This is a genomic window from Rhizobium sp. GW821-FHT14E12, assembly GCF_058803745.1.
On record NZ_JBXAPH010000001.1, the window covers coordinates 14,366 to 40,346 of the forward strand.

Here is a 25,981-nt window from a genome sequence, read left to right on the forward strand (position 1 = left end):
AGGACGAATTTTGAAGGTGTGCACCTGTATTATGACAGGCTTATTGTGGTTTCCGCGTCGAGTGAGGAAACAGGCCGTCAGCGCCGAAGAACTGGCTGTATGTCCTTGTGGAAAAAGCGGAAATAGGAGGCGACCAGAGCCGAAGCATTGGAGGAGGGATCGAATTCGATGCCGATTCGGCCGTTATGGACCCAGCGCACGATACCGTCCAACAGCCCGATCTCGCTGCACTCGACGCGAACCTTGCTGCCGGCGGCTGCATGGATCGGTGATTGCAAATCCAGCGCGATGCCGCTGGCGGAGAGATCGACCACGCGGCCGGTCACCGCCTTTGCGAGATACCATACCTGGCCCATCAACCGGACGCGGCGGCGCTGCGAACGCCTGGTCTTGATCTTCAGATTGTATTGGGCCGGCGGTTTTGAAAACGACTGCATGATTTCACCTCGACGCGTGCGTATCACTGATGTCACGGATAGCGGGCATGCATTGAAAGGTGTTTAGCGTGATCGGTAAAATTGCAATTATCCGTATCGATTCGAGACTTAAGAGCTTCAGCATCGGGCTCGCGCCATTGCCATAAAATTTCGAATGGAAGTGTTGGGAGCCAGACAAGGCTCCAAACTACTTCTGCTCCCACTTGTTGCGGCCTCTCTTCTTCTAGTGGTAGTTTCAATCTTCAGCCGAGCGTTCCGATTTGGTTGTCGCTCTGTGGGCTTATAATGATTTCCGGGAGGCAGATGGATGAAGACATCTATGCGATCGTTGGCGGCTATGGCGGTTTTTCTGGCAGTCGCAGCGGGCGGAACAAGCCCGGCTTTCTCCAAGGCTTCCGATCAGTGGGAAAAAGATTGGCAAACCTGCATGGACAAGTCGGATGGCAGCAACGCAGCCTGGGGTGGCTGCGGACAGCAATGGCTGAAGCGCGAAGATGACAAGTTGAATGCAACTTGGAAAAAGGTGTTTGAACAGGCGACAGGTCAGACCAAAACTGATCTTTTGGCGGAACAGCGTCTCTGGAACACCTACAAGGAAGGTTCCTGCCAATTATATGCAAACGGCGACTGGGGCGCGGAACGAGCGGTGTTGGACTATGTTTCGTGTCGGGCTGGCGTGATCGATAAGCGGATTACCGACCTCGAAAGCTATGGCGAGTTGTTCAAGGGCAACTAGCCACTTTCGCCGCGTGCTGAACCGTCGGGTCATGACAACCTCATTTCACGTTGTTCCGCCCGCGCCACGTCGCTCCGGGATTTTACAAAGACAATGACATTACGCATCGTTTCGCTGAATGCATGGGGTGGCAGGCTGCATGAGCCGCTGATGCGGTATCTGGTCGATGTCGACGCGGATGTCCTCTGCCTACAGGAAGTCGTGCGGACCCCCGGCGCTGAAGCTGATTGGCTGGTCTATCGCGGTCATGGCGTCGAGCTTTTGCAGCGGGCCAATCTCTTCGAGGAGATCAAGGCGGCTCTTCCGTCCCATGACGCCTTCTTCTGCCCGGTGGCGTGCGGTGAGCTCTTCGACGGCGATCGGCCGTTTGCCTCGGAGTTCGGTCTGGCGACGTTCGTTCGCAAGACATATCCGATCATCGGCCAGGCCCTGGGCTTCGTGCATGGAGAATTCTCCTCAGACGGCTGGGGTCCGCATCCGCGATCGCGCAACGCCCATTGCATTCGCCTGTTCAACTACGAAGCCGGCAATCCGATTACCATCGCCCAGATGCATGGCCTGCGCGATCCCGAAGGCAAAGGGGATACGCTGGCGCGTCAGCACCAGGCGAGGGCGCTGGTCGATCTGATCCGTCAAGTGTGGCCGGGAGAGGAGCGGCTGGTCGTTTGTGGCGATTTCAACGTCCTGCCGGGAAGCGTGACCTTTGAGGCTCTGGGGGAGTTGGGACTTTCCGATCTCATCACCTCGCGGGGACATAGCGACACGCGCACGTCTCATTACCGCAAGGAACCGCGCTTTGCCGACTATATGCTGGTGACGCCGACGGTGGAGGTGGTCGCATTCGATCCCGTTGCCGAGCCGGAAGTCTCCGATCATCGCGCCCTGCTGCTGGATCTGCGGTAGTCCAGCTCAAAGACCGACATTCGGCCGGTCGATGACCTCTCGTAGTGCAAAGCTGGAATTGATCTTCACCACATGCGGCAGGGCGGAGAGCCAGTCGCGGTGGATGCGTTCATAGTCTTCGAGATCGCGCGCGGCGATGCGCAGGATATAGTCGTATTCGCCGGACATCAGGTAGCAGCCGAGCACGTTCGGGCACAGTTTCACGGCCGCTTCGAATTCCGAAAGCGTCTTTGCGAACTGGCCGGACAGCGAGATATGCACCATGGCGATCATCTTGTAGTCCAGCGCCTTGTGCGACAGCCGCGCATGATAGCCGCCGATGACGCCATTCTTCTCCAGAATATCGAGCCGGCGCGAACAGGCGGACGGCGACAGGCCGACCTTTTCGGCAAGCTCGGCATTGGTGATCCTGGCGTTCTGTTGCAGCACCCGCAAGATCGAACGATCCATGGCGTCTAGGTCCGACATTCGAAGATCCTTCGAAGAATTTTCCTTCTGCGCAATAATCCACGAAAAATGACTGTCGGGCAAATTCTCTTTGCAAGGACATTTCAAAGCGGAGGTGGTCTCATTCGGATCAAGCATTCAGGGAGGAATGATATGCGTGTCGGTTGCCCGAAAGAGATCAAGAACCACGAATACCGCGTCGGCCTGACGCCCGCGTCGGTCCGCGAATATGTCGCCCACGGGCATGAAGTCTGGGTCGAAACGAGGGCCGGTGCCGGCATCGGCGCCGATGACCACGCCTATATCGCTGCCGGTGCGAAGATCGCCGCCAGCGCCAAGGACATCTTCGAAAAGTGCGACATGATCGTGAAGGTCAAGGAGCCGCAGCCGTCCGAATGGGCGCAACTGCGCGAAGGTCAGCTTCTCTACACCTACCTGCACCTCGCGCCGGACCCGGAGCAGACCAAGGGTCTGATCGCCTCGGGTGTCACCGCCATCGCCTATGAAACCGTCACTGACGAGCGCGGCGGTCTGCCGCTGCTGGCGCCGATGTCGGAAGTCGCCGGCCGCCTGTCGATACAGGCGGGTGCGACGGCGTTGCAAAAGGCCAATGGCGGCCTCGGCATCCTGCTGGGTGGAGTGCCTGGCGTGCTGCCGGCCAAGGTGGCGATTATCGGCGGTGGCGTCGTCGGCCTCCATGCCGCCAAGATGGCGGCTGGCCTCGGCGCTGATGTCAGCATCCTCGACCGTTCACTGCCGCGCCTGCGCCAGCTGGACGACATCTTCAACGGCCGTGTCCACACCCGCTATTCCAGCATCCAGGCGCTGGAAGAAGAGGTCTTTTCCGCCGATCTCGTCATCGGCGCAGTGCTGATCCCCGGTGCCGCCGCGCCGAAGCTCGTCACGCGTGAAATGCTGACCGGCATGAAGAAGGGCTCGGTCATCGTCGACGTCGCCATCGACCAGGGTGGCTGCTTCGAAACCTCGCATGCCACGACCCATTCCGAGCCGACCTACGAGGTGGACGGCGTCGTGCATTATTGCGTCGCCAACATGCCGGGCGCCGTTCCCGTCACCTCGGCACATGCGCTGAACAACGCCACGATCTATCACGGCCTGGCTTTGGCCGACCGCGGCCTGCGGGCAATTGCCGAGGACAAGCATCTGCGCAATGGTCTCAACGTCCACCGGGGCCGCGTCACCAACAAGCCGGTGGCGGAGGCGCTGGGCTATGAAGCCTTCGCACCGGAAAGCGTCTTGAACGTAGCGTAAAGCCCATCACGCTACGTCAGATGGAGGCGCCGGCATTCTCATATGCCGGCGTTTCTTTTTTATCTATTCTGCATTGATAGCAATTGTTGCGCGCCGAGCGGACATGCACATAGGCAATGCCATCGCGGCCAAGAAGCTCGGCCGCATAGGCGGGAATATTGCCGATCGGCGTCACGGCGCCGGTGCCATAGACGATACGGTTGTTGTCGCCATAGCCACGCACGATGAAATCGGGGCTGGTCGTCAGCATCGGCGGCAGGACTTCCTCGGTGGCATAACGTTCGCAAGGTTCCTTATGCAGGAAGACCGGCCCGGTCTCGGCATAGGGCTGCAACTCCGGAAACGGCCGATAGGCGAATACGAGAAACTTTTGGCCCGCATCGATATTGCGCAGGCAATGGCGGCAGGGATGGTCGGGGCCGTCGGAGGTCATTGTCTCCGGCTGGTGACCGTAAGCATCAGCGCCGCCGTTCCAGAGGTTTTCTGCATCGGGCGTGGGCATGGCGGCAAAAGCGATGGTGGACATGACAAATCTCCTTGTTGAGGTTCGTCATGTGATGCGCCGCAAGGGCAGCGGAAGCCACCCGATTCCTGCCGTCAGGTCCTTTTCATCAGTTCCAGCAATTCCTTGTCGCTGAGCGGCCGCACGATGCCTTCGCCGGTCGAGACCGGGGAGAAGCCGAACATCTGATAGAGCTGAAGCGCGCGCGGATGGTCGAGATTGTTGGTGGTCGTGGTGACGCGCTGCGGGTTCAAAGTCCATATGGCGTAGAGCGATTGCAGCAGGAACCATTTGCCGATGCCGAGGCCTAGCGCGTGTTCGATCAGGCCGAAATGGCTGAGCTCGATCGTCTCCTCGTCCTCGCGGAAATATTCGAAGAAGCCAGCCGGGGCGCCGTTGACATAGAGCACGCTGATATCGTTGCGTTGGTCGTTCAGGACAGCCGTCAGTTCTTCGTCGGACATGCGAAGCCGGTCGACCCAATGCCAGCGCGCGCCGACCTGGCGGTAGAGATAGCGGTAAAAGGGCAGCGGAATTTCCGGCGCGCGCATGATCGCTGTCTGGATGTTGACAGGCACAGCAAGGCTCGCCTTGGGCGGCGCCGTCATTTCCAGACGGGTGATATGAACCTTGAGCGACGAGGGCGTCTTCACGGGCCGCAACGCTCAATCTTTTCCGGTAACAATGGGCGTATCCGGCCGGCTGCCCCATTCCGACCACGAGCCGTCATAGAGACGGTTGCTGTCATGGCCGAGCGATTCAAGCGCAAGTGTAATGATGGCGGCGGTGATCCCGGAGCCGCAGGTGGTAACCACGGGCTTTTCGAGGTCGATACCAGCCTGCTGGATCGTCTCGCGCAGTTCCGGCAGGGATTTGAACTTGCCGTTCACGGCGAAGACGCCGGATGGCAGGTTCTTGGCACCCGGCATATGGCCGGAGCGCATGCCTTCGCGTGGTTCCGGCTCAGCGGCGGCGAAACGGCCGGCGCTGCGGGCATCGGCGATCTGCAGGGAGCCGCTATCGACAATGCCGCGCATCTCGTCGAAGGAGACGACGCGGGCTGCATTGAAATTCGGTTTGAAGGTCGTTGGCGCGAATGCGGGCAGGGCGGTTTCCAGCGGCCGTCCCTCGGCCTTCCAGCCATCCAGGCCGCCGTCGAGCACGAAGACGTTCTTTGCACCCATCACGGCGCGGAACAGCCACCAGACGCGCGGCGAGGCAAAGAGGCCGGGGCCGTCATAGACGACGATGCGATCGTTTTCGCTGATGCCGAGCTTGCCGACTTCGGCCGCGAAGAATTCCGATGATGGAACCGTATGCGGCAGGCCGGTGGAATGATCGGCAATCTTGTCCTGATCGAAGCGGATGGCGCCGGGAATATGGCCACTGGCATATTCGGCATCGGCATCGCGCTTCTGCGCAGGCAGATAGAAGGACGCATCAAGGATGCGCAGATCCTTGGCGCCCAATTCGTTCTGCAACCAATCGGCGGATACGACGAAACGGCTTTTCTCCGCTGTCATGATGATCTCTCCCTGCCTATTTTTGATTCTGGGGGTTGTGTCAGGATGTGGGACTTGGCCGGCTTTACGCGTCGTCCGTGGGCGTGCCGAAACGGATGCGGAATCGGCGGTTCTCCTTGCCCTTCTTCTCGATCTTGGCGATATGGATTGCCCCGACTTCCTGCGTCTCCGACACATGTGTGCCGCCGCAGGGCTGGCTGTCAACGGCGGAATTTTCGCCGATGCAGACAAGGCTGACGCGGCCAAGGCCAACCGGCGGGCGCACATTCTTGGATTTGACGATACCGGGATTGGCAGCCAGCTCCTCATCCGTGATCCATTGGACGAAGACGGGATGGTTTTCGTTGACGAGCGCCATCATCCTTGCCGTCACCTCGTCCTTGTCGATCGTCTCACTCATGTCGAAATCGACACGGCTTTCATCCTCGCCGACCGCCGCGCCGGTGATCGGAAACTGGCAGACGACGGAGAGCAGGTGACAGGCCGTGTGCATGCGCATCAATTTGTAGCGGCGCGGCCAGTCGACATGCAGCACCAGCTTTTCGCCGAGGATAGGTTGCGCCTCGCCCTCGAGCGGCACATGGATGATGATGTCCTTGATCGGCCCGTGCCTGGTCTGTCCCAGCATGATCTTCGAACCGTCGGCTCGCTCGAAGAAACCGGTGTCGCCCGGCTGTCCGCCCGAGGTGGCGTAGAAGCAGGTCTGGTCGAGCTCAATGCCCCCATCCTCGTGAATTGCTGTGACGACGGCTTCGGCGGTCGAAAGATAGAAGTCGTCACGGTAAAGGGCATTCACGGGCATGACGTCACGCTTGGTTTTCGTAAGGGATCGGAATATCGGAGCTTTTCGCAAGGTATGACGGCAACGGCAGACCCTTCGACTTCAGGAAGTCCGGGTTGAAAAGCTTGGACTGATAGCGATTGCCGTAGTCGCAAAGGATCGTCACGATCGTGTGGCCAGGGCCGAGATCCCTAGCCAGGCGTACCGCGCCGGCGATGTTGATGGCCGTCGAACCGCCCAAGCAGAGACCTTCATATTCGACGAGATCGAAGACATAGGGCAGGGCTTCGGCATCGGTGACCTGATAGACGTAATCGGGCGTGAAGCCTTCGAGGTTCGCCGTGACGCGGCCCTGGCCGATGCCTTCTGTGATCGAGGAGCCGGAGGATTTCAGCTCGCCATTCTTGTAGAATTCGTAAAGGGCTGCCCCTTCCGGATCGGCAATGCCGATCTTGATGTCCTTTTTGAAGGCGTGCAGGCCCATGGCCACGCCCGCCAGCGTGCCGCCGGAGCCGACCGAGCAGATGAAGCCGTCGATCTTGCCGTTGGTGTCGGCCCAGATTTCCTTGGCCGTCGTCTCGATATGCGCCTGCCGGTTGGCGACATTATCGAACTGGTTGGCCCAGATCGCACCGTTCGGCTCGGTCTTTGCCAATTGTTCGGCAAGCCGGCCGGAAAGCTTCACGTAATTGTTCGGGTTCTTGTAGGGAACCGCCGGCACTTCGACGAGCTCGGCGCCGAGCAGCTTCAGCGCGTCCTTCTTTTCCTGGCTCTGCGTTTCCGGAATGACGATGACGGTGCGGTAGCCCAGCGCCTTGGCGACGAGGGTCAGGCCGATGCCGGTATTGCCCGCCGTACCCTCGACGATGACGCCGCCGGGCTTCAGCAGGCCCTTCTTCTCGGCATCGCGGATGATGTAGAGCGCGGCGCGATCCTTGACCGACTGGCCGGGGTTCAAAAACTCCGCCTTGCCGAGAATGGTCGAGCCCGTCGCCTCGGAGGCTCCCTTGAGCTTGATCAATGGCGTGTTGCCGATTGCTTCTAGGACGGAGGGATGGACGGTCATGGAATCTCTGCCTTCTGTTCAGCACTACTGTAAGAACGGTCTTTTCCCTTCACAAGGCAGTCTAGGCAAGAAATTCTGTTCCACGCTCCCCGTTTGGGCCGCAAAATTCCACTTGGACGACAAAAGACTTGGAGGCTTGTCATCGGAAAGTCCGCTCCTACGTCCGACCGGCACGGATTTCGACCATGCCTGCCTCATGTTGGCCGAAAGCGGCCACAATGATGCGCTAGTCCTAAAATGCTGAGGAAGACCGCCTGAATGCGGCATCCGGGCAGGTCGCCAGTCGAGGAGAAAAGCCATGAACCCATTCATCGCCCGTCCCGAACATGGAGTGGCCTGGATCACCGGCGCGAGCTCCGGGATTGGCCGTGCGCTGGCGCTGAAGCTCGCTGGCGAGGGCTACAAGGTTGCCGTCACCGCGCGCCGTCACGACAAGCTGCTGGAGCTGCAGGCGGAAGCAAGCAAGCTCTCCGGCAGCATCGTCGTCCTCGACGGCGATGTCACCAGTGCCGAAGACATGGAGCACACCGTTGCTGCGATCGAATACCAGCACGGCCCGCTGGCACTGGTCGTTCTCAACGCCGGGATCTATCTGCCGGCGCGTGCCGAGGATTTGAACCATGATGTGTTCGACCGCAGCTTCGCCGTCAATCTGCACGGCGTCGTCAACTGTCTGGTGCCGGCGGTGCGTCATATGCGGGCGAGGGGGCACGGCCAGATCGCGATCGTCTCGTCGGCGGCAGGCTATGGCGGCTTGCCGGGAGGTGCTGCCTATGGTGCCACCAAGGCAGCGCTGATCAACATGGCCGAAAGCCTGAATTTCGACCTCGGCCGGGTCGGCATCCGCATCCAGCTGGTCACGCCGGGCTTCGTCGAGACGCCGCTGACGGCGAAGAACAAGTTTCCAATGCCGGGGCTGATGTCGATGGACGACGCGGCCACGGCGATTGCCGCCGGCCTGAAAGCGCCGTCATTCGAAATCACCTTCCCGAAGAGCTTCACCTACAAGATGAAACTCATGAGATTCCTGCCGTACAGCCTGTATTTCCGCCTTGTCCGACGCATCGTCAGCGGCGGCAAACGTCAGTCCGTCGGTGCACGGGCGACTCCGCATCCGGCTGAATAGCGCTCAGTTTTCGTTTCGCAGCGATGCGTGTGCGTCGAGGGCACGTCGCCGCGCTACGGCGTGATCAACGATCGGTAGGGGATAGTGTTTGCCAAGCGTTATGCTTGCGCGCTGAAGCACGCTTTCAGGCGCTTCAAATGGCCGATGGATATATTTGCTGTCGAGATCCGCCAGCTCCGGCACGAAGGTTCTGACATAGCCGCCATCCGGATCGAATTTTTCGCCCTGCAGCACAGGATTGAATATGCGGAAAAAGGGTGATGCATCGGCACCGGACCCTGCTACCCATTGCCAATTTGCAGCATTGCTTGCCGGGTCGGCATCGACAAGCGTATCGCGAAACCAGGCCTCGCCTTCGCGCCAGTCGATCAGCAGGTCTTTTATCAGGAACGAGGCGACGATCATGCGAACGCGATTGTGCATCCAGCCGTGACGCCAGAGCTGCCGCATGCCGGCATCGACGATCGGATACCCCGTTTGCCCGCGCCGCCACCTGTCGAACAACTCGCCATCCGAGCGCCAAGGAAAATCGTCATATCGATCGTTCCAGTTGGCGGAGTTGAGCTTGGGAAAGTGAAAAAGCTGGTGATAGCAAAATTCCCGCCAAGCGATCTCCTTGCGAAAGCGGACGATATTGTCCGTCGGGATTTTCTCGGGAAGACCTCGCGTGGCGTGCCAAATCCGGGCTGGGGAAATCTCGCCCAGCGCCAGATGCGGCGAAAGCATAGATGTCGCCGGCCTATCGGGAAAATCGCGATCGACAGCATAACCATCAAGAGCGGCTTCAATGAAGTCATCCAACCTCTCACGGGCGGCGGCTTCGCCCGGTGTCCAGATATCCGCGAAACTTGAGGCCCAGTTGGGTTTGGTGGGCAGCAATGACCATGACCCGAGCGAATCCGATTGAGGCCAGTGGCTGGGTGCGTCGAGTTTTGCGGGCGCATTGACGGGGAATGGCGGTTCGCCGGATTGCTCCAAGGCCCGCCAGAACGGCGTATAGGTTTTGTAGGGGGTGCCGGTGCCCGTGCGCAGGCGCGACGGCTCGTGCAGAAGCTGGCCGGCGAAACTGTTTGCCTCCATGCCGGCGTCGCGCAATGCTTTCTTGACCTGAATGTCCATCGCTATGCCGGCTGGGTCATAACGTCGGTTCCAGACGATGGCCTCGGCGCCCGTCTCTTCGATAAGCTTTTCAATTGCCGCGAGCGCGTCGCCCTTCCGGAGAACGAGCTTGCTGCCGAGCTCATGGAGACTGTTTTGCGAGGCGGCGAGGGAATGATGGAGCCACCACTCCTGCGCCGCACCGAGCGGTCCGCAGCCCTTCGCTTCCGGCTCTCGAATATAGACGGGGATGACGGGACGCCCTGATATCGCCGCCGCCTGCAGGGCATGATTGTCGTCGAGCCGTAGGTCCTTGCGAAACCACAAGAGGATGGGCTTTGGCTCGTTCTGCGATGATCTCATTGATTAGACCGATGGTTCTTTCGCTTTTTCGTCTTTTCCATTGCTGCCGCAACAACATATGGTTTCGGTGAAGATATAGTTCCTTGCCGCGCCTACAGCCATGGAATAACGCTCGCAACTCTCCTGAGAAAATCTCGATGCGTCCCATCATATAAGGATTGTTGTCACCGTTCTGTAATGCAAGTTCGCTAGCAGTCCAGCCAACTGGCAGGCCCAGAGATGACAGGCAGGGAAGAACACGATGGCAGAAATCCGGATCGAGCAGGTTCGCAAGGCTTATGGGCGCAATCCGGTCGTGCATGGCGTCGACCTGAATTTCCGTTCCGGCGAATTCGTCGTCATTCTCGGCCCATCCGGCTGCGGCAAGTCAACCCTGCTGCGCATGATCGCCGGGCTTGAGGATATCACCTCGGGCGAGATCGTCATTGACGACAAGGTCGTCAATCAGCTTGAGCCGCGTGAGCGCGGCTGCGCCATGGTCTTTCAGAACTACGCGCTTTATCCGCACATGAATGTCGCCGCCAATATGGGCTACGCCCTGAAGGTGGCAGGCGTGCCGCGTGAGGAGCGCGATCGCCGCATCAAGGAAACCGCTCGCATCGTCGGCCTGGAGGATTTCCTCGACCGCAAGCCGGCCGAGCTTTCCGGCGGCCAGCGCCAGCGCGTCGCCATGGGCCGCGCCATCATCCGCGAGCCGAAGGTCTTCCTCTTCGACGAGCCGCTCTCCAACCTCGACGCCAAGCTGCGCGTGCAGATGCGCGTTGAAATCCGCCGCCTGCACAAGCGTCTGTCCGCCACCTCCGTCTTCGTAACCCACGATCAAGTCGAGGCCATGACGCTCGCCGACAAGCTGGTGGTCATGTACAAGGGCAATGTCGAGCAGGTCGGCACGCCGCTTGAAGTCTACAACACGCCACGCACTCGTTTTGTTGGCTCCTTCATCGGCTCGCCGGCTATGAATTTCCTCGAAGGCACCTTCTCGGCGAATGGCGAGCAGTTCATTTTCGACGGATTGCCGTTTTCCATCGACGCCAATATCGGCAAGCGTCATGCGGGCCAGACGGTCGCTCTCGGCATCCGCCCGGAACATGTGCGTCTCGTGCCGGCCGGCACGCCCGGCGCCGTTCCTGCGACCGTGGATTTCGTCGAGGAACTCGGCGCTGGCCGTGTCATCCATTGCGATATCAACGGCTCCAGCTTTGCCGTCGCGGTCGCCGATCATACATCCGGTGAAACCGGCCAGGCCGTGGCGCTGGAGCTGCCGCAGCCGCACATCCATCTCTTCGCCCAGGATACCGGGCTCAGACTAGACGCCATTGCCACCGTCACGCCCCTCAAGGTGATGGCGAACTGATTTCAGATATCAATTTTCAGCAAGTGCGCCCGGAAATCCTCACCGATTTCCGGGTTTTTCTTTTTGCGGAGCTATCATCGACTGCGGCCGCGATCCGGACTCTAAACCTGGTCGAGGATCATTTCGTGCATTCGAAATTCTCCGCCTTGTTCATATCCGTCGCCCCCCGCTTGTATCTCGGATAGGATGGATATTCGCACATTGGCCGCGTGCGGCCGGCACCATCCTTGCCGGCATCGCTGACGATCAGATTCTCCGGCGCTTTTCCCTTTTCGGCCCAGTTCTCCAGCGCGGTCAGGGGATCCCAGGCGGCGATGAACTTGCCGCTGCCATGACCGAAACCCGGTACGAGATAGAAGCGCATGAAGCCATGGACATTCTCCGTCCCCATCGTTTTGACCACGCGCTGATAATAGGAAACCGTATTGTAGGGCGAGATGGCGAAATCGGTGGTGCCGTGCATCAGCAGCATTTTGCCACCGCGTTTCTCGAAGGCGGACAAGTCGGCGCTGTTTGCATCGGTCAGCCTGGAAACCTGTGCAATCCGCTTGGCATATTTCGCCGGGTCGAACGTCATCGTGTCAAATTTCGGATCGCGCACGATGGCGTAACGGATCAATGGATCAGCAAGGACGGCAAGGCCGAAATTGGCAACGGGGGTTGGCGGGTCAGTCAGGTCTGGCGATGAGCCGAATCCCCACAGGCCATAGAGATCGCCGCCTTGAAAGATCGGCCAGCGCGCGAAGCCATCGACACCGTCTTCGAGCTTTACCGGAGATTTGTAGGGCGTATTGATTGTCTTTAGGACCCCGATCTGGACGTCTGAAAGGCATGTGTCGCCTTCATCCTTTCCGCTTTCGCAGCGAAGGTCTTCCACCTTGAAGGTTGTGTCGCACGCTGCCGTATTCGAAATGAGGCCGTCTTCGACACCGTCGAGCTTGTCGCATGCCTTGGTGACGGCAGAATTGAGCAGCCCGACTTTGGCAGGGCTCAGATAGCCGCCCTTCCGATAGAATGCCTTCGCGAGATGATTGCCGGAAAGCTGCAAGGCCGAAAAGGGGTTGGCTGGATGAGTAACGATGGCGCCATCGTAGTCGGCTGGCCAGCGCTGGATCGCAATCAGGGATTCGTGTCCGCCTTGCGAATTGCCTTGAATATATGTCTTCTGCGGCTTCCTGCCATAATAGTCGGTGACCACTGCCATTGCGACATCGTGGGTCTTCTTGATTTGGAGGCCGCCGAAATTGGCCAGGGCCTCATCGTTCAAGAGGAATTTGCCGTCGAGCACCGACGGCGTGGTGGCCGCTGTCGCTGCCGAAGGTAACATAGCCGCGCTGCAGAGGCGTCTGGACCGCGTCGGATCCGAAGGAAACGTTCTTGACCGCTTCGATCAAGGTTCCGTCATAGCCTCCGCCGCCATACTGGATGATTTTGTCGTTCCAGGTTAGCGGCAGATTGATCTGAAAGTTGATGTTCGGTGCTTTGGGATCAACGGGCTCGATCCCGCCAAGCACCTTGCAGAAACCATTGCCGGCGGCTTGGTCGCCTTTGACAAGATCGGCGGAGTAGACGACAGCACGACGAGCCGGCTCGCCGATCTTGTCCGGAGAAATCAACACCCCGCGCAGAGCCATGCAATGCGCGTCTTCCGGTGTCGGTATGTCTTGAGCAGCGCTGACCCCCGCGCTCAAAACAAGCACTGCATTCGCCGCCATCAATTGCCAAAGTCTCATTGCATCCTCCTCCTTGCAATTTCGATACGCTCGCACCGTCGCATTTGTCGTCCCTGCGAATTCCGGTATTCGCTCCGGAAATTTCGTCCATGCCGCAACGTTTCGTCCCGTAAGCTCGGGGGTATGGCGAGATCACGACGAAAAACATGCAGCAGGCGGACGCTTGACGACTCCCGTAATCAGTCCCTCCAACCGATTAGGCTAGAGAAAAATGCAGGCAACGGAGGAGCGTCACAATGCATTTTTCGAGCAAATAATTGTATTAATCGAACATCGCCAGGGGCACCCGCCGCCGGCTGCCCGGCGAAATGCAAATGCCCTTAAGCCGGTGCCTCCATCTGAGGCGCGGATAGGGCCGGGACATGCAGCGAACGGGTGACGAAAGCGCCGATGTCGATAAGGCGGCGGACTTGATGTCGTCAACACCGGCTGCGTGGGTAACTGCCGCGCCTACGAATGAGGCACGGCAGGCTTCGATCACTTCTCGGTGGAGATGAGGCCGCGAACGAACCAGCGCTGCATTAGCGCCACGACGAGGAGCGGCGGCAGCATGACGATCAGCGTGCCGGCCATGGCGATATGCCACTCGGGCAGGCCGCCGACGTTCGGGATGAGCTGCTTGAGTTCGGTTACCGCGGTTGCGTGCGACGGATCGGTGGTAATCAGCAGCGGCCACAGATACTGGTTCCAGGCCCAGAGGAACATGATGGTGCCGAGCGCTGCCATATTGGTGCGCGACAGCGGCATCAGGATGTCGACGAAGAAACGCAATGATCCGGCGCCGTCCATGCGCGCTGCCTCGGTCAGTTCGTCCGGTATCGTCAGGAAGAACTGACGGTAGAGGAACGTACCGGTCGCCGTGGCGACGAGCGGCAGGATCAGGCCGGGATAGGAATTGAGCAGTCCCAGGTTCAGCTCGACATGAATGCCCGAAACCTTTTCGATGAGCCAGCTAATACCGGTGACGTCGAGGATCGCCTGGTAGGGGGACAGCACATTGGCGACGACCGCATAGGTCGGCACGACACGCACTTCCAGCGGCAGCATCAGGGTTATGAAGATCAGCCAGAAGATGAGGTGACGGCCGGGATAGCGGAAATAGACCAGCGAAAAGGCGGTGAGGGCCGAAAGGATCACCTTGCCCACCGCCACGCCGCCGGCGAAGATCAGGCTGTTCAGCAGCTTGGGACCAAGATCGGCGGTCGTCCAGGCCGTCTTTATGTTGACCCAGAAATCGGTGCCGGGGATCAACGACATCGGTACCTGATTGACGTCGGTCATATTATGGGATGCGGCGATGGCCACAATGGCCAGCGGCGTCATCGCCGCGACGAAGCCGAGGAACAGGATCACATGCGTGAAGAAATTCAGAATTGGGGTGCGCTCGACCATGTCAGCCTCAACGGTAATGCACGCGCCGCTCGATGAAGCGGAACTGGAAAAAGGTGAGCACGATGATCAGCAACATCAGAATGATGCTCTGCGCCGCGGCGCCGGAATAATCGAGACCTCTGAAGCCGTCGAAGACGATCTTGTAGACCATGAGGTTGGTCGAGTTGTGCGGGCCGCCGCCGGTCATGATGTCGACGATGGGGTAGGAATCCTGGAAGCTCTCGGTGATGTTGATCACTAGCAGGAAGAAGATCGTTGGCGTGATCAGGGGGAACTGGATATCCCTGAAGCGCCGGAGCACACTGGAGCCGTCCATCGCGGCTGCTTCGATTAGCGAGCGCGGAATGGCCTGGAAGGCGGCCAGGAAGAAGATGAAGCTGTAGCCGATGTACTTCCACGAGAAGGCGGCAATGATGGAAGCCATCGCGGCATTGCCGTTGAGGCCCGGATCCCAAAATCCCGGCCAATAGTGATTGACGACCGACATGAAACCGGCTTCCGGTGCCAGGATGAAACGGAAGGCCATCGCCGATGCCGGGGCCGCGACGCCATAAGGCCAGATCAGTACGACGCTGTAGAATTTGGACCCCCGGAGCTGCCGGTCGGTCAGCGCTGCGAGGACCAGTGCTGCGCCCATGGAGATGGCGGTGCTGACGGCGGCGAAGATGATGCTGATCGTCACCGAGTTCCAGTAGTCGGCACTGGCGAGAATCGATTTGAAATTGTCGAGCCCGACCCAGATATTGCCGCCGCCCCAGGGCTGTTGGAGCGTCAGCGACCAGTAGATCGCTTGGCCCGCCGGCCAATAGAAGAAGGTGAAGATAAGGAGGAGCTGCGGCACTGCGAACAGGATGCCAACACTCCACTTGCTGAAAGTCGTACGCTTTTCCATTGCTTCTTCCGGCTTTGGTCTGATGCCATACTCGGTCATGACAAACGTCCGCCGGGGAAATCCCGGCGGACGCTGTCTGTCTTGGCTTGCGGCTTACGGGAGCTGCTTGCCCTTGTAGGTGGCTTCGAAGCGCTCGAGGACGGCATTGCCGTTCTTGGCGAGATTGTCGATGCCTTCCTGGACGCTGACCTTGTTGGCGAAGATGGCCTGCATCTGGTTGCCGAATTCAGCGCGGATCTGCGTGAAGTTGCCGAGACGGATGCCGCGGGTGATCGCGGTCGGTTCGGAGGCGGTCAGGCTGGCGATGGCAACTTCGCGGCCCTTGTAGGGAGCCTTGTCGTAGAAGCCGGAGGACTTCATGAATTCAAAGCCGGAATTCGTGACCGGGATGTAGCCGGTGTTGGTCGACCAGAAGAGAGCGGTCTTGGGGTCGTGGATGAAGTTCAGGAACGCAGCGGCGCCCTTGTATTCATCGGCGGACTTGCCGGAGAGAACCCAGAGCGAAGCGCCGCCAACCAGCGAGTTCTTGCGCTCGGTACCGGCGTAGACCGGAAGCTCGGCAACATCCCAGTTCATGCCGGCCTTTTGCGTCTTGCCGACCGTGCCGTGGTCGCCGACGGAGGTCATGATCATCTGGCAATCGCCCGATGCGAAGGCCTGAACCATATCCTGGCCGAGTTCCTTCGACTTGATCTTGATGAGGCCCTGATCGTACCAGCTCTTGAGGTCGGTCACGTATTTGACGAACTTGGTCTTGTTGACCTCGAGACGGGCATCGAGGCCGTCATAGCCGTTGTTCTTGGTGGCAATCGGCTGATTGTGGAGCGCGGAGAACTGCTCCATCAGCTGCCAGCTTTCGTTGCCGGAGATGTTGATTGCCATTGGGCAATCATAGCCAGCGCCCTTCAGCGCCTTCATGTCTTCGGCGGCTTCTTCCCAGGTCTTCGGAGCGGCAGTCTTGCCGATCTTCGCGAAGGCGTCCTTGTTCCAGTAGAGCAGGGCGGTTGAGGAGTTGAACGGGAAGGAGAGCAGCTCGCCCTTCGACGTTGCGTAGTAGCGTGCGATGCCGGGGAAGTAATCGTTCCAGTCGATCTTGTAACCGTTCTCGGACATCAGCTTGCCGGCGGGATAATAGGCGCCGGAGAGCATCATGGTCGCGGTGCCGGCGTCGTAAACCTGAACGACTGCCGGCTGCTTGCCGGCGCGGAAGGCGGCAATGGTGTTCTGCAGGGTCGCGTCGTAATTGCCCTGGCTGGTGCAGACGACTTCATAGTCCTTCTGCGACTCGTTGAAGTTCTTGCACATCGTCTGAACGACGCGCTCCAGATCGCCCGATAGGCCGAACCAGAAATCGAACTTGGTCGGAGCGGCAGCAGCAGGCAGGGCCAGCGCTAAGCTCATGACGCCGGCGGCGGCAGCCGAAATGCAGTTTTTAAGTGTCGACATAATCCCTATTTCCCTCTTGAAAGCTCGGAACCGGTGGTCTTGGGCAAGCCCGCGGTAGCGGCGTTATAGACATGCTGTGTGACAGTTTGTTGTGGGTACGAATCTCCCGCTCAGAGGCGGTTTTTCGTCTCTACAAGCGCTTTCAAAGACCTGTTGCGGATGAACTGGAAGGACAGGACAGTTGCCACGGCAAGCGTAACTTGATGTTCGTCTAATATTGATGATTTCAGGAAGGATGCACATGCGTCGCCGATCCCGTGTCTTATCGGGATGGAGCGCTATATGATGAAGGGGTCGTTTCCGATCATGGCTATACTTGCCTGATCACGCGTGGCCCGTTGATATGGATGATTGGGGAGCGTCTATAGAGCCGGCGGGCTTTCCTTGCCGCGGACCCGCGCCTTGATGCATGATCACATAGACATAACGACGGAAGCATTGGGGAGCGAATCCATGGCGCAGAGCGAACGGCAGAAGATGGCGGCGGGCGAATGGTATTGCTGCCTCGACTCCGAGCTGGACGCCCTGCGTGTGGCGGCTCGCAATGCCGTGCATCAGCACAACACGATGCCGCCCCTCCAGCGCGGCAATTTCGGCCCGGCACTGTCTATGCTTTTTGCCGGCGCCGGCGAGGGGGTGTTCATCGAGGCACCGTTTCACTGCTCTTACGGCATCAATATCTGGCTTGGTCCCAGGGTCTATTTGAATGCCGGCTGCACCATTCTCGACAGCGCCCCTGTGCGGATCGGCGAAGGCAGCATGCTGGGACCGGGCGTCCAGATCTATTGTCCGGAACATCACAGAGATCCGGCACTGCGTTGCGCTGGGCAGGAAATCGCGCGGCCGGTCGAGATCGGCAAGGCTGTCTGGATCGGTGGCGGTGCCATCATCCTCGGCGGTGTGACGATCGGCGACGGCGCGATCGTCGGAGCCGGGGCAGTGGTTACGAAAAGCGTGCAGGCGGGCACGGCCGTGGCCGGTAACCCGGCCAGGGCTCTGCCTTCAAAGTAAGGAATCGAGGAATCAGTTCGCCGGGCGACGCCGTTTCGTCCACCACACGGCAAAACGACGGCGCCAGCGCCGCACCAGCGGCAGGTCATGCGACAGGACGACGAAGCCGAGCGGCAGCATCCAGAAGCCGAGGATGGGCAGGAAGCCGAGAAGGCCGCCGAAAATCAACGCAATGCCGAGACCAACGCGAGCAAGCCGCGATCTCGGGAGCGGAATGCGGATGGAGCCTATGACAAGCTCACCTGTGCCGGGGTCTATGCCGAAACGACGGGCCTTTTCGCTCGCTTTGCGACCGCTATTTTCTGTGGTTCTGTCTGGATTGGTCATCCACAGGAGATGGTAAAGCGACAAAATAATACAAGGGAAATGAACTTTTTTGAAAAAATCGCTTGGCAAATCGGGAAAGCATTTGTATTAGCCCACTCACACCGCGCCAAGCGGTATTCCCTGGTAGCTCAGCGGTAGAGCATTCGACTGTTAATCGACAGGTCGCCGGTTCGAATCCGGCCCGGGGAGCCATTTTTAGACTTAGGTGCCTGTTATCTTGATCTTTTCGGTAGCAGGCACTTATTTGTCCTCTTTCTCTCCCTACTTTTAGACTTCCTTTTGGCCCTTGGATAATTGACGTTCGGCCAGATCTATGGCGGCCCGTCGCTCCACCATAACAAGAGGAAGCCAGCGGTTTCGTCCGCGGTAGCCAACGAACTACCAACGGTGTAAAGCTCTCGGCATGGCCCTAGACCCACTCAAAGCCCTCTCAGACTATGGTGAAGCGACATGCACCGTGCAGTTCTGGATTGCTGGCGCTCCTGCAGTTGAATTCAATTCCCTGAAAGCCGCCGTTCGCTATGCAAAAGATCAAGGCGGGCGATGGCAGGAGATCGAAATCACCGTGCATCTGCCCAGGGAAGATATCGTTTACGCGACCGAGAAGGTGCACCGATTAATCGATGCATTGCCGGATCGCCGCCGGAAGTAGATTTCCATATTTCAGAGATCTCCAGATGGAGATCACATGGGCGCAAAGAAAACCGTCGGCATTCCCGCCGACGGCCGCGGTCTCCATCACTCCGTCACCTTCGATCTCAAGGCATCATCGCTCTCGAAAACGTGAGGATGCATTCATGTAACGTTAAGGTGAATCAGCGCATCAAAAGCGGGCGCAATCGCGCAGCATAGTCCCCCAATGCTTTAGAGGTTCGACATGAAAAATCTGATTCTCGCTTCCGCCGTTGCCCTGGCATCCGTCGTCGCCGTCAGCGCGCCGTCGCAGGCTGCTCCGTTCCATCGCCATCATCATGATTGCTTCGTGAAGACCGTGAAGCACAAGGTTCATGGCCATTGGGTCATTCGCAAGGAACGCGTCTGCCGTTAATTCGGCATCAGTGTTTACGCCGGTGGCGCTTACCGGCGGCAAATGAAACCGGCCGCTGTCGAGTTCTTTCGACAGCGGCCGGAATGTTTTGTGGGGTATGCAAGCAGGCTGGATCGGTGATCGATCGTCTGATCGATCAATCGCTAGCGAAATTCATCGCGCCGACCATCCAGAATTACGGACGGATTTCAAAGATGACGCCGCCGCGACGCGGACGATAGTCGCGTCGGTCATAATAGCGACGGTCGTCACCCCAATAGCGGCGACGGTCCGAACGGCGATCCCAGCGACGGTCGCGGCTCTCGCGCCAATGGCGGCGATCATGGTGACGCTCGCGCCAATCCCGCCGTCCACGATCGAAATCCTGGTTACGCCGAGATCCGCGTTCCTGCACCAGAACGATGTCGGAAACGCTGGTCGACGGTGAGTTAGTCACCGGCATCGCTCTTGCCGGAACCGCGGCGGCCAGCATTGTTCCCATGGTCAGCGAAGCTGCCAGGGCAATCGCAGCAAATTTTCTCAAAGCACCGACTCCTTTATGTAAACCATGTCCCTTTTCGGTGAGTAAACGCCGCGAGCGCGGTAATGTTCCACTTTAAAGTTGATATAGTTTCGACGGAGACACGCAATACGATTGTGATGCGCAGATTTGCGGGGGGACGTGAAGTGACGCAGTCGGCCGCAGCGGGGTGCCGGGTCCGGATCAGGCATAGAAAAGGGGCCTGGCAGGGAAAGCCAGGCCCCTCTCTTCTCTGATCGGAGGTCAAGTCAGATCAGGTCAGAAGTTGCGTTCGAAGCGGAGGATACCGGCGACGGTATCGTCCTTGACGTAGTCGTAGTGAACGTAGGTCAGTTCCGGCTCGACGAGCAGGTCCTTGACCGGGTTGAACTTCAGGTTCGTCGTTGCTTCGAAGATCTTCGAGTCGGTGTAGGCAAGCTGCAGGTTCCACTTCAGCTTTTCGTTGACCGGTACGCCAACGCCGCCCCAGACGGCCCAGTCACCCCAACCGCATTTGGAGGCATTGACGGTGCCGCTCGACGTGGTGCAGGCGGAGACATCCTGGTTGGTGCCGGCATACTTGTTCAGCTTGTCGCCGTCCGTATTGTAGCCGCCCATCAAGAAGGCCGTGAAGGCACCGAAGTCGGCATCGACGCGAGCCTTGACGGCACCTTCTTCGACGATGGAGTCATAACCACCGACGACCTTGAAGGACCATGCGCCAGCCTTGTAGCCCGCACCGGCGACAACGTCAGGAGCGTAGTGGTTTGTCTTGTCGTCCGTCCACCAGCTTGCGCCATAGGAGGAGGAGCCGGTGCCGCTGGAATTGCTGTCTTCGAGCGAGATGACAGCCGTGAAGCCGTTGCCGGCATCATAGTTGTAGGTCAACTGGTTGAGTTCGTACGGGCCGTCATAGATCACGTCGTCGTTGATGACGTCGCCGGCGTAGCCGATATAAAGGTTATAGGCCGAGTCTTTCTTACCAACGGTGAAGCCGCCGAGGCTGATATACGACCACAGCAGGTTCGTGCTCGTCGAGCCGCCGTCGTTCCAGTCCCAGCGAACGATGGTTTCGGTCTTCAGCGGGCCGTATTCGGTGTCGGTCGCGGTGTCGACGTTCAACTCGGCGCGGGTATGCCAGAGAGTGCCTTGCTTGCTGTCACGGTTATAAGCATTGTACCATTCACCTTCGGTACGAACCTTGCCGCCGACTTTGAGGCAGGTTTCGGTGCCCGGGATGAAGAAATATCCAGGACCGTAGGCGTCGCAGATGCGAACGTATTCGAGCGGCTCCGGCTCGGCGGCGACGATAGCGTCAGCCGCGTGAGCACCGGTTGCTGCTGCGAGCGCGGCAGCGGAGCCAAGAAGAAGGCTCTTGATGTTCATAATAACTCCAATCTGTTCCCGATTGGGCATGAGATATCGCGCCAAAAAATGACGTGCCCAACCCATCCCGTTCATGTTCCCTATCAGTAGGTGCGAAGTAGTAAGCTTCACGAACTATTTGGTGAACCTGCTTCGCTGATTTGGCAAGTTACTAAGATTGGCGAACTATATGTACGCTACTCGAAAAAAATCTTTGTTGCAAAAATGACGCAAATCGCTGGTTCGCCTTGTATTGCAGGCTTTCCAGGGGTTGCGGAGAGGGTGTGTCTGTAACCTGAAGGAGGGTAAGGGAAGGGGAATGCCGTGGAATCAGCAATTTCATGCGTTCAGCATTGTGGGTGATATCCGCTGCGAACACCTCAAGGATACTGCTGACTGGTAGGGCGCCAATGAACGGCGAGCGCTAAGAGACTACGTGGCTTTGATGTCTCGCCACCACTTGTCGCCTCGACGAGAAGCGAGGGCGCGAGCCGTTGCAGCTGCCAAATTCGATCCTGAACGACAGGTCGAGAGCTATAGTCCGCCGACAGTCAGAAATTTCGCCGGCGTCGGGAGTGCTCCGCAAAGAATGAGGACCTCACCCCTCCTTCATCGGTATCTTGGCCTCTTTCACTGCGGCGATGAACGCCTTCCGTGCGTCCTCGGGAGTACGCTTGCCGCTGATCACGTCGGCACAGACGGACAATGCCCGGTCCAAGGCGGGGGCTTCCTCAATAGGCCAATCCTCGATCAGCGCCCAGGAGGCCGCTTGGGTCGTATCGATGATCACCCACTCTTCGGGTTTCTCAAGAGCGATCGTGACCGCCTTGCTCCATTTTCTTTCCGTCATCGGAAACTCTCAAATTTGCGGATGCTTATAGCCTGTCTCATAGGCCGATTCATGTCGTCTGGCGAGGCGGTTTCGTCCGGGATCGACGCTCGCTGGAATGTTTCAGGGCCGCCGGGATGACGAGACAAAACGGAATCAATGTCCATCATCCAGACGAGCCTCCCGGCACGCTTCGATGACATCACAGCCTGCTCGCTATGCTGCTTTGCCGTGCGCTGTTGGAAACGCCTGAAAACCAAGGGGAACAGCGCGCAGCATGAAGCCAGAAATTTCCAGCTTGATTATTGCGTATCTAATTGATTTTATTAGGAAAATAAATGGAGGCCTCGCCCGGAATCGAACCGGGATGCAAGGATTTGCAGTCCTCTGCGTAACCACTCCGCCACGAGGCCATCCGATTTAGTAAAGGCGAGTGATGGCGGGCGTTTAGAACGAATCTCAGGAGAGTGCAAGACCTATCGCGGCCGATGATTAAATAACTTGTCGATTGGCGTCTACAGGGTGTGTTTCAGGGGCCGAACGTCGCGACAACGCATTTGCGGAAATGTTGCTGCATTGCAAAAATAGATTCCTCCTCTATTTCCGACCGAACATTCGGATAAGCTGGTGGAGCAGTTTATGAAATATGTCAGGGAATTCGAGGCCCTCAGGGGCATGCTGGCGATCTGGGTCCTTGTCGGCCATGTCGCCTCCGCCGTCGCGATCCACGGACGGTTGTTTCAGGAGCGGTTCTATAATGAGCATGCGGTCGATGTGTTCATCATCCTCAGCGGCTTCGCCATCACCGCATTGATCGACAAACGGCCGGAGTCCTATCATCTCTATATCGCGCGGCGCGCGCTCAGGATTTTCCCCGCTTACCTGTTTTATCTGGCCATTTCCGTGGCAGTCGCAGGAGTGGCGGTGCAGATATGGGCGGCTTCCCCCGACGGCTCTATGAAAGTGGCGCGTATCGGTATTGCCGCGGATACGCTTGCCTATTGGCCCTGGCACCTGCTGGCGCATGTCACGGGCCTGCATGGGCTGGTGCCGCCGCGCTTCCTGCCGTTCACTGACTATGCCTTTCTTGGTCAGGCCTGGAGCATCTCGCTCGAATGGCAGTTTTATCTGATGGCGCCGCTCTTGATTGGATTGATCATGAAACCGGTGTCGTGGTCGCGAATCGCCATTCTTATTCTTCTTGCCTTCGCCGTTGCCGCAGTGTCGCCGGCGCTGCCGCAAAGCTTTCTCGGCAAGTGGCTGGTCGATTTCGGCATCGGCATCACCAGCTTCTATTTCATGAAGCTCCGTGCCTTAGGCGAACCCTTCCTAAAGTCATTACCGTTGCCGCAGCTTTGGCTGGTTGGGGTCGGCCTGTGCATATTGCAGCATTCCGTCGACTATCTGCCGCTCGTCATCTGGCTGACGGCGATCCTGATCATCGTTTCGGCGCGCGAGGGCAGGGGCACCGTCTATGAACGAATGTCCGCTCTCGCCTGCAGCCGGCCGCTGCAATGGCTGGGCGGCATGGCCTATTCGCTCTATCTCTCGCATATGCTGGTTCTGCTCCTGGCGCTTGCCACGCTGCCAAGCCTCGGGATCTCGTCGCCCTGGGCGCACGCCGGTTACCTGCTGGCGGTGACGCTCATCGGATCGCTGATCGTTTCGCGGCTGTCTTATCTCTATATAGAGAAACCGTTTCATGAGTTCGGCCGCAATCTCGGTAGGCGCGAACCGGCTGCGATGGAACCTGCGGCGATCAGTAAAAAGAGAGCGGTTTGATCCGTGCTTCACGAAAGCCGCTGTTGTCGCGGCGCGACGCATCGTGATGAATCTCTGCGTCCGCCGCAGCAACGCCTTGAAAGCGCAGCCGCACGCGATTAAGACACGCTAAGCATAGAAGCAAAACCGGCTTAGCCTTCGGGCGCGAGAGGATATGATGGATTTCGAAGCAGCACGCGTGAAGATGGTCGAGAACCAGATCCGCACGACGGATGTCACCTCCCATTCCGTGTTGAACGCGTTTCTGACGGTGCCGCGCGAGAATTTCGTGCCGGAGAAGTCGAAGCTCCTGGCCTATATCGACAATGATATCGAGGTCTGTCCGGCGGCTGCAGGCACGCCGGCGCGCTTCCTGATGGAAGCTTCGCCTTTGGCAAAGCTCCTGCAGCTCGGCGCGATCACCAAGGAAGACAAGGTTCTCGATGTCGGTTGCGGCACCGGTTACGTTTCGGCACTCTTGTCGATCCTGGGCGGCAAGGTTGTTGCGCTCGAATCCGACGAGGCGCTGGCTGCTACGGCCAAGGTCAATCTCGCAGCGCTCGGCCATGACAACGTCACCGTCGTTACCGGTGAGCTGGAAAAAGGCTATGCCGCCAGCGGCGCTTATGATGTGATTTTCGTCGATGGTTCGGTTCAGGAAGTGCCGCAAGCACTTCTCGATCAGCTCGGCGAAGGCGGTCGTTTGATCGTGGTGCTGGGTTACGGCCACGCCGCCCGCGCCACCGTATTCATGCGCGAGCGCGGCGCCCTTTCGGAAAACGTCTTCTTCAATGCGTCGATCAAGCCGCTGCCGGGCTTTGCCAAGGCCAAGGAATTCGTGTTCTGATCGGCAGCACAGCCGAATGATCCTTTTGAGACGGGCGCTTCAGGCGCCCGTTTTTCGTTGGGCTTACCCGCGACAAAATCGGCAATCGCATGCGATTCGCTCCGGCCGTAACAAAACTGTGCATCAGCGGGCTTAGTGCTTTCGCGGTGATTTTTTTCCCAAGGGTAGTATTCTAGGGTGGCGCTGATTCGGGCGCTCCTTTGACGGGATTCCGGTCGTTGTATCTGGGAAAACGGGGATGAATATGGCTCAGCCAAGTGTCGTGCGTGAACCGTCCATGGAGGAGATTCTGGCGTCCATCCGCCGGATCATCGAAAGCAACGAGCCCGGCGCCGCCCATTCCATTTCGCCGTCCCTGCCAGCCGTCTACACCACTGCCGACGATGAGCGCGATGACGATATCCACCTGACGGTCGATGAGGAATTCGCCGCCGCGGACTTGGCAAACGCATCGCCGTCCCCATCCGCAGACTCCGAACCGCGTTTCGTTGCCGCCAATTCGCAGGTGCCGCTGCGTGAGCCGGAAGTGCCTGGCCGCACCCTGTCGCTTGCCGATGTAGCCGCGCGTGTCCGTGCCGCTTCCGAGCGCAATGCCGCGCAACTGAACCCGGCCCGTGAAGCACCACAGCTGCGCGAATTGCCGCCGGCCATGGTTGCGCGCCTTGCCGAAGCCCGCGTCGAACCGCTTGCCGGTGTGCCGCTGCGCAATACCGTCACTGAAGCGCCGGTGTCGGCTGTAACCGCGCCGACAGCCGCACTTCTCGCCGAGGCTGCGCTTCATGCGGCCAAGGTCGAAGCGCAAGCCGAACCGAAACAGGCGGAACAGCGCCCGGCCTCCGTCGCCCCCATGGCCACGCCGATCGAAGCCCCCGTTTTCAATCCGCCGCCACAACAGCCGGCAGCCGCTACCGCCGATCGTTTCCTGCCGCAGGTGCAGGCCGAACTCTCGTCTTCATTGATGTCCGAGGCTGCCGGTGCGCAGGTCGCACGGTCCTTCGGAGAGCTCGCCGCCGCGATCGACGGCAGTGAGCGCCGGTCGTTGGATGAGATTGCTGAGGAGATGCTGCGGCCGATGCTGCAGGATTGGCTCGACGACAACCTGCCGACGCTGGTCGAGCGTCTCGTGCGTGAAGAAATCGAACGAGTGGCCCGCGGCCCGCGCCGCTGACAGCCTGAGCTTCGGGTAGACGATCAGCCGCTCCGGCTTCCGGGGCGGCTTTTTT

At 59.0% G+C, this 25,981-nt stretch carries 28 protein-coding genes and 2 tRNA genes; 12 read left to right on the forward strand and 18 right to left on the reverse strand.

The window, feature by feature from the left end; all coding sequences use genetic code 11:
- Nucleotides 1–77: 77 nt before the first annotated feature.
- Entirely contained in the window at nt 78–437 is a 360-nt protein-coding gene (locus AC1RO0_RS00075) for a PilZ domain-containing protein (protein ID WP_153365801.1), read from the reverse strand.
- A gap of 307 nt (nt 438–744) precedes the next feature.
- Here AC1RO0_RS00075 and AC1RO0_RS00080 point away from each other — a divergent pair, with 307 nt between their 5' ends.
- Both AC1RO0_RS00080 and AC1RO0_RS00085 read left to right on the forward strand, forming a co-directional pair.
- Nucleotides 745–1,173, forward strand: a complete 429-nt coding sequence (locus AC1RO0_RS00080) for a lysozyme inhibitor LprI family protein (protein ID WP_498590980.1) — start codon at nt 745–747, stop codon at nt 1,171–1,173.
- A 93-nt stretch (nt 1,174–1,266) separates the two neighbouring features.
- Nucleotides 1,267–2,076 carry an endonuclease/exonuclease/phosphatase family protein gene (locus AC1RO0_RS00085; protein WP_498590981.1) on the forward strand — a complete coding sequence of 270 codons (810 nt, stop codon included), beginning with the start codon at nt 1,267–1,269 and terminating at the stop codon, nt 2,074–2,076.
- Nucleotides 2,077–2,082: 6 nt separating this feature from the next.
- Here AC1RO0_RS00085 and AC1RO0_RS00090 read toward each other — a convergent pair whose 3' ends face one another.
- On the reverse strand, nt 2,083–2,544 hold the full coding sequence (locus AC1RO0_RS00090; protein WP_498590982.1) for an Lrp/AsnC family transcriptional regulator: 462 nt from the start codon (nt 2,542–2,544) through the stop codon (nt 2,083–2,085).
- 132 nt (nt 2,545–2,676) lie between these two features.
- On the opposite strand from AC1RO0_RS00090, the gene ald reads away from it, so the two are divergent.
- Complete coding sequence (ald, locus tag AC1RO0_RS00095; RefSeq protein ID WP_498590983.1) at nt 2,677–3,795, forward strand: alanine dehydrogenase; 1,119 nt, start codon at nt 2,677–2,679, stop codon at nt 3,793–3,795.
- 16 nt (nt 3,796–3,811) lie between these two features.
- On the opposite strand, the gene AC1RO0_RS00100 is transcribed toward ald, so the two are convergent.
- The 5 genes from AC1RO0_RS00100 to AC1RO0_RS00120 all read right to left on the reverse strand — a co-directional run bounded on the left by AC1RO0_RS00100 (nt 3,812) and on the right by AC1RO0_RS00120 (nt 7,667).
- Nucleotides 3,812–4,321 (reverse strand): DUF1203 domain-containing protein, encoded by a 510-nt coding sequence (locus AC1RO0_RS00100; protein WP_498590984.1) that lies wholly within the window; start codon nt 4,319–4,321, stop codon nt 3,812–3,814.
- 71 nt (nt 4,322–4,392) lie between these two features.
- Nucleotides 4,393–4,905, reverse strand: coding sequence for a GNAT family N-acetyltransferase (locus AC1RO0_RS00105; protein WP_498592349.1), 513 nt, complete (start codon nt 4,903–4,905; stop codon nt 4,393–4,395).
- A 57-nt stretch (nt 4,906–4,962) separates the two neighbouring features.
- Nucleotides 4,963–5,820 carry a 3-mercaptopyruvate sulfurtransferase gene (sseA, locus tag AC1RO0_RS00110; RefSeq protein ID WP_498590985.1) on the reverse strand — a complete coding sequence of 286 codons (858 nt, stop codon included), beginning with the start codon at nt 5,818–5,820 and terminating at the stop codon, nt 4,963–4,965.
- Nucleotides 5,821–5,884: 64 nt separating this feature from the next.
- Nucleotides 5,885–6,622 (reverse strand): alanyl-tRNA editing protein, encoded by a 738-nt coding sequence (locus tag AC1RO0_RS00115; protein ID WP_498590986.1) that lies wholly within the window; start codon nt 6,620–6,622, stop codon nt 5,885–5,887.
- 4 nt (nt 6,623–6,626) lie between these two features.
- Entirely contained in the window at nt 6,627–7,667 is a 1,041-nt protein-coding gene (locus AC1RO0_RS00120) for a cysteine synthase A (protein WP_498590987.1), read from the reverse strand.
- 298 nt (nt 7,668–7,965) lie between these two features.
- On the opposite strand from AC1RO0_RS00120, the gene AC1RO0_RS00125 reads away from it, so the two are divergent.
- A complete protein-coding gene (locus tag AC1RO0_RS00125; protein WP_498590988.1) occupies nt 7,966–8,793 on the forward strand; it encodes an SDR family NAD(P)-dependent oxidoreductase in 828 nt (275 codons plus the stop codon).
- Between the two features lie 3 nt (nt 8,794–8,796).
- Here the strand turns inward: AC1RO0_RS00125 and AC1RO0_RS00130 are convergent, their stop codons facing one another.
- Nucleotides 8,797–10,254 carry a cryptochrome/photolyase family protein gene (locus tag AC1RO0_RS00130; RefSeq protein ID WP_498590989.1) on the reverse strand — a complete coding sequence of 486 codons (1,458 nt, stop codon included), beginning with the start codon at nt 10,252–10,254 and terminating at the stop codon, nt 8,797–8,799.
- 241 nt (nt 10,255–10,495) lie between these two features.
- Here AC1RO0_RS00130 and AC1RO0_RS00135 point away from each other — a divergent pair, with 241 nt between their 5' ends.
- Entirely contained in the window at nt 10,496–11,608 is a 1,113-nt protein-coding gene (locus AC1RO0_RS00135) for a sn-glycerol-3-phosphate import ATP-binding protein UgpC (RefSeq protein WP_498590990.1), read from the forward strand.
- Between the two features lie 118 nt (nt 11,609–11,726).
- Here the strand turns inward: AC1RO0_RS00135 and AC1RO0_RS00140 are convergent, their stop codons facing one another.
- The 5 genes from AC1RO0_RS00140 to AC1RO0_RS00160 all read right to left on the reverse strand — a co-directional run bounded on the left by AC1RO0_RS00140 (nt 11,727) and on the right by AC1RO0_RS00160 (nt 17,071).
- Complete coding sequence (locus AC1RO0_RS00140) at nt 11,727–12,935, reverse strand: tannase/feruloyl esterase family alpha/beta hydrolase (RefSeq protein ID WP_498590991.1); 1,209 nt, start codon at nt 12,933–12,935, stop codon at nt 11,727–11,729.
- Nucleotides 12,865–13,341: a tannase/feruloyl esterase family alpha/beta hydrolase gene (locus AC1RO0_RS00145; protein WP_498590992.1), complete on the reverse strand. Its 477-nt coding sequence runs from the start codon at nt 13,339–13,341 to the stop codon at nt 12,865–12,867. The genes AC1RO0_RS00140 and AC1RO0_RS00145 overlap by 71 nt, the downstream gene beginning before the upstream one ends.
- A gap of 477 nt (nt 13,342–13,818) precedes the next feature.
- A complete protein-coding gene (locus tag AC1RO0_RS00150) occupies nt 13,819–14,733 on the reverse strand; it encodes an ABC transporter permease subunit (RefSeq protein ID WP_498590993.1) in 915 nt (304 codons plus the stop codon).
- A 7-nt stretch (nt 14,734–14,740) separates the two neighbouring features.
- Nucleotides 14,741–15,625: an ABC transporter permease subunit gene (locus AC1RO0_RS00155; RefSeq protein ID WP_498590994.1), complete on the reverse strand. Its 885-nt coding sequence runs from the start codon at nt 15,623–15,625 to the stop codon at nt 14,741–14,743.
- 93 nt (nt 15,626–15,718) lie between these two features.
- On the reverse strand, nt 15,719–17,071 hold the full coding sequence (locus tag AC1RO0_RS00160) for an extracellular solute-binding protein (protein ID WP_498590995.1): 1,353 nt from the start codon (nt 17,069–17,071) through the stop codon (nt 15,719–15,721).
- Nucleotides 17,072–17,524: 453 nt separating this feature from the next.
- Here AC1RO0_RS00160 and AC1RO0_RS00165 point away from each other — a divergent pair, with 453 nt between their 5' ends.
- The gene (locus tag AC1RO0_RS00165) at nt 17,525–18,082 is read left to right on the forward strand and encodes a sugar O-acetyltransferase (protein WP_498590996.1); all 558 of its coding nucleotides are present in this window, start codon (nt 17,525–17,527) and stop codon (nt 18,080–18,082) included.
- A 12-nt stretch (nt 18,083–18,094) separates the two neighbouring features.
- Here AC1RO0_RS00165 and AC1RO0_RS00170 read toward each other — a convergent pair whose 3' ends face one another.
- Nucleotides 18,095–18,409 carry a hypothetical protein gene (locus tag AC1RO0_RS00170; protein WP_498590997.1) on the reverse strand — a complete coding sequence of 105 codons (315 nt, stop codon included), beginning with the start codon at nt 18,407–18,409 and terminating at the stop codon, nt 18,095–18,097.
- Between the two features lie 117 nt (nt 18,410–18,526).
- Here AC1RO0_RS00170 and AC1RO0_RS00175 point away from each other — a divergent pair.
- The 3 genes from AC1RO0_RS00175 to AC1RO0_RS00185 all read left to right on the forward strand — a co-directional run bounded on the left by AC1RO0_RS00175 (nt 18,527) and on the right by AC1RO0_RS00185 (nt 19,457).
- Nucleotides 18,527–18,601: transfer RNA gene (locus AC1RO0_RS00175), tRNA-Asn, on the forward strand.
- 211 nt (nt 18,602–18,812) lie between these two features.
- Nucleotides 18,813–19,061: a hypothetical protein gene (locus tag AC1RO0_RS00180; RefSeq protein WP_498590998.1), complete on the forward strand. Its 249-nt coding sequence runs from the start codon at nt 18,813–18,815 to the stop codon at nt 19,059–19,061.
- A gap of 225 nt (nt 19,062–19,286) precedes the next feature.
- Nucleotides 19,287–19,457 (forward strand): hypothetical protein, encoded by a 171-nt coding sequence (locus AC1RO0_RS00185; protein ID WP_184355585.1) that lies wholly within the window; start codon nt 19,287–19,289, stop codon nt 19,455–19,457.
- Between the two features lie 175 nt (nt 19,458–19,632).
- Here AC1RO0_RS00185 and AC1RO0_RS00190 read toward each other — a convergent pair whose 3' ends face one another.
- The 4 genes from AC1RO0_RS00190 to AC1RO0_RS00205 all read right to left on the reverse strand — a co-directional run bounded on the left by AC1RO0_RS00190 (nt 19,633) and on the right by AC1RO0_RS00205 (nt 22,563).
- Nucleotides 19,633–19,980 carry a hypothetical protein gene (locus AC1RO0_RS00190; protein WP_498590999.1) on the reverse strand — a complete coding sequence of 116 codons (348 nt, stop codon included), beginning with the start codon at nt 19,978–19,980 and terminating at the stop codon, nt 19,633–19,635.
- Nucleotides 19,981–20,235: 255 nt separating this feature from the next.
- On the reverse strand, nt 20,236–21,342 hold the full coding sequence (locus AC1RO0_RS00195; RefSeq protein WP_498591000.1) for a porin: 1,107 nt from the start codon (nt 21,340–21,342) through the stop codon (nt 20,236–20,238).
- A gap of 577 nt (nt 21,343–21,919) precedes the next feature.
- Nucleotides 21,920–22,171: a DUF982 domain-containing protein gene (locus AC1RO0_RS00200; RefSeq protein WP_498591001.1), complete on the reverse strand. Its 252-nt coding sequence runs from the start codon at nt 22,169–22,171 to the stop codon at nt 21,920–21,922.
- Between the two features lie 318 nt (nt 22,172–22,489).
- A tRNA-Cys gene (locus tag AC1RO0_RS00205) sits at nt 22,490–22,563 on the reverse strand.
- A 226-nt stretch (nt 22,564–22,789) separates the two neighbouring features.
- Between AC1RO0_RS00205 and AC1RO0_RS00210 the strand changes: the two genes are divergently transcribed.
- The 3 genes from AC1RO0_RS00210 (at nt 22,790) to AC1RO0_RS00220 (ending at nt 25,926) form a co-directional block, all read left to right on the forward strand.
- On the forward strand, nt 22,790–23,932 hold the full coding sequence (locus AC1RO0_RS00210; RefSeq protein WP_498591002.1) for an acyltransferase family protein: 1,143 nt from the start codon (nt 22,790–22,792) through the stop codon (nt 23,930–23,932).
- Between the two features lie 154 nt (nt 23,933–24,086).
- Nucleotides 24,087–24,758: a protein-L-isoaspartate O-methyltransferase family protein gene (locus tag AC1RO0_RS00215; RefSeq protein ID WP_498591003.1), complete on the forward strand. Its 672-nt coding sequence runs from the start codon at nt 24,087–24,089 to the stop codon at nt 24,756–24,758.
- Nucleotides 24,759–25,002: 244 nt separating this feature from the next.
- Complete coding sequence (locus AC1RO0_RS00220) at nt 25,003–25,926, forward strand: PopZ family protein (RefSeq protein WP_498591004.1); 924 nt, start codon at nt 25,003–25,005, stop codon at nt 25,924–25,926.
- Nucleotides 25,927–25,981: the final 55 nt, after the last annotated feature.